The sequence below is a fragment of the Aminobacter sp. P4_H6_2 genome (genome assembly GCF_056400805.1).
On the sequence record NZ_JBFUKO010000659.1, the window covers coordinates 1 to 2,868 of the forward strand.

A 2,868-nucleotide genomic window follows, 5' to 3' on the forward strand; every position below is an offset into this window, starting at 1 on the left:
GAGCCGGACCAACTGGATGCAGCGGTGGACCGGTGGGTGGCAGGCGTGCTCGCCTGCGCGCCATTGTCGCTGAAGGCGGTCAAGGAAGTGGTTCGCGCGGTCGAGCAATATGGCGCTTACGATGCCAGCGGCATGCGATTGCCCGCCCTGATGACTGCTCTCGGCAGTACCGACCAATACGAAGGCGTGACTGCCTTCCGCGAAAAGCGCGCGCCCGTCTGGCAGGGTCGGTAGGTGGGATATGCCTTATGTGATTACCACGGCCTGCATCGACGTGAAGGACGGCGCCTGCCAGGTGAGTTGTCCGGTCGACTGCATCTACGAGGGCGGGGCAATGATGTACATCCAGCCCGAGGAGTGCATCAATTGCGGACTGTGCGTCTCAGTCTGTCCGGTCAAGGCGATCTTTGCCGAGATCGACCTGCCGGATGACCTCAAGCCCTTCGAAGAGGTCAATGCCGCATTCTTCAGCGATGCGGTGACCGGATGGGGTTCGCCTGGCGGCATCTCGCTCGTACCCAAGAGCACGAGCGACCATCCCTACGTCCTGAATTTGCGCAATCGCCTTTCATAGGAAACGACGAACGATGAGCCTTTCCAGCCCAGATATTTTCGGCAACTACATCGGCGGCGAATGGATGACTGGCGGCGAATTGGCCGAAGACATCAACCCTTCCGATACGCGGGAGGTTGTCGGCCGCAGCGTGCGGGCGACGCGCGCCGAGGCTGACGCTGCGATCGCCTCTGCCCGACAGGCATTTGCCCAGTGGTCCCGTTCCGGCCTGCAGCAGCGCCACGATCTTCTGAAAAGGATCGGCGACGACATCCTCGCCCGCAAGGACGAGATCGGGCGCTTGCTGTCGCGAGAGGAAGGCAAGACGCTTGCCGAGGGCATTGGCGAGACGGCGCGGGCAGGGCAGGTCTTCCTGTTCTTCGCTCAGGAGGCCTTGCGGCTTGCCGGCGAGAAGCTGCCATCGGTTCGTCCGGGCATCGAGATCGAGATCACGCGCGAACCGGTGGGCGTCATCGGTATCATCACGCCATGGAATTTTCCCATTGCCCTACCGTCGTGGAAGATCGCCGCGGCCCTTGTTTATGGCAATACGGTCGTCTGGAAGCCCGCCGATCTCGTGCCGGCGACGGCGAACGCACTTGCAACCATCGTCGAGCGGGCAGGTTGCCCGAAGGGTGTCTTCAACCTGGTCAATGGCCGAGGGGCGGTGGTCGGGGAGACAATACTCGCCAATCCCAACGTTGCCGCCGTTACCTTCACCGGGTCGGTCCAGACGGGTGCGCGGGTGGCTGCCGCCTGTGTGGCCTCGTTCAAGAAGATGCAGCTCGAAATGGGCGGCAAGAACCCGCTTGTCGTGCTTGACGATGCCGACCTCGACATTGCGGTGGAATGCGCTGCCAACGGCGCCTTCTTTTCGACGGGGCAACGCTGTACCGCATCCTCCCGCCTGATCGTTACCGAGGCCATCCACGATCGGTTCGTTGCGGCGCTGATCGAGCGCATGAAGTCCCTCGTTGTCGGCGATGCCCTGGATCCGGCGAGCCATATCGGTCCCGTCGTCGATGAGAGCCAGCTTCGACAGAACCTCTCTTATGTCGAGATCGGCCGCGCGGACGGCGCCACGCTGGCGTTCGGCGGCGAGACGTTCGACGCCGGAAAGCCCGGCCATTACATGCGCCCGGCGCTGTTCACCGATGCGAACAATTCGATGCGCATCGCGCGCGAGGAGATCTTCGGACCGGTCGCCTGCGTGCTGCGCGTGAAAACCTACGAGGAGGCGCTTGCCGTGGCGAACGACACGGTATTTGGGCTTTCGGCTGGCATCTGCACGACCAGCCTCAAGCATGCGAGCCATTTCAAGCGTAACGCCGAGGCCGGCATCGTCAYGGTGAATCTACCCACGGCTGGGATCGACTTTCATGTCCCGTTCGGAGGCAGAAAGGGGTCCAGCTACGGCCCACGCGAACAGGGTCGCTACGCGGCCGAATTCTATACTACGGTCAAGACTGCCTACGTGCTGCCTGGCTGAACGGAGGAGGAGAGAGACATGACAGACAGACTGAACGAACAGGCAGAGGGCGTTTACGCCATCTGTGTGACGCCATTCACCGACGGCGAGGCGGTCGATCTCGACAGCACGCGCACGATGATCGACTTTTATCTGGAAAAGGGCTGCTCGGGACTCACGCTGCTCGGCATCATGGGCGAGGCGCCGAAGCTGACGGCTGAGGAATCGCGCATCTTCGTCAAGACGGCGGTGGAGGCCACGGCCGGCCGTGTGCCGCTCGTCGTTGGCGTTTCCAGCGGCGGCCTTGCCTCGCTGCGTGAACTTGCCCATGACGTCATGGCGCTTGGCGTGGCCGGGGTCATGGTGGCGCCGCCTGGCCATCTACGCTCCGACGACCAAATATTCAGCTACTACGAATCCGTCGCCGAAGCGCTCGGGCCGTCCATTCCCTTTGTGCTTCAGGATTATCCGCTGGTCACTGGAGTGCAGGTTCCGGTCCAGGTCATTGCCCGTATCATCGATGCCATTCCGACCTGCGTCATGGTCAAGCACGAGGATTGGCCCGGCCTCAACAAGATCAGCGCCCTGCGCAAACGGGAGACCGAGAGTGGGTTGAGGAGGGTTTCGGTGCTGGTCGGCAATGGCGGGCTCTTCCTACCGGACGAACTGACGCGCGGTGCCGACGGCGCGATGACCGGTTTTGCCTATCCGGAAATGATGGTCGATGTCGTTGCGGCCCATGCCCGCGGCGAGGTGGCACGCGCCCACGATTTTTTCGATGCCTATCTGCCGCTCGCCCGCTACGAGCAGCAGCCGGGCATCGGCCTGGCGGTGCGCAAGCATATCC

At 62.7% G+C, this 2,868-nt stretch carries 3 protein-coding genes and 1 pseudogene; all 4 read left to right on the plus strand.

Annotated features, from left to right (window positions below):
- Positions 1-234: pseudogene (locus AC1DUU_RS28190) on the plus strand (enoyl-CoA hydratase-related protein); the annotation flags it as partial.
- Positions 235-241: 7 nt separating this feature from the next.
- Complete coding sequence (locus AC1DUU_RS28195; protein ID WP_476786642.1) at positions 242-574, plus strand: 4Fe-4S dicluster domain-containing protein; 333 nt, start codon at positions 242-244, stop codon at positions 572-574.
- A 13-nt stretch (positions 575-587) separates the two neighbouring features.
- Positions 588-2,042, plus strand: a complete 1,455-nt coding sequence (locus AC1DUU_RS28200; RefSeq protein WP_476786643.1) for an aldehyde dehydrogenase family protein — start codon at positions 588-590, stop codon at positions 2,040-2,042.
- Between the two features lie 18 nt (positions 2,043-2,060).
- On the plus strand, positions 2,061-2,868 hold an 808-nt coding region (locus tag AC1DUU_RS28205), incomplete at its 3' end, for a dihydrodipicolinate synthase family protein (protein ID WP_476786644.1).

Excerpts from the sequence above, each read along its gene's own strand:
- AC1DUU_RS28195 (WP_476786642.1), top strand. The coding sequence starts at position 242 with ATGCCTTATGTGATTACCACGGCCTGCATCGACGTGAAGGACGGCGCC.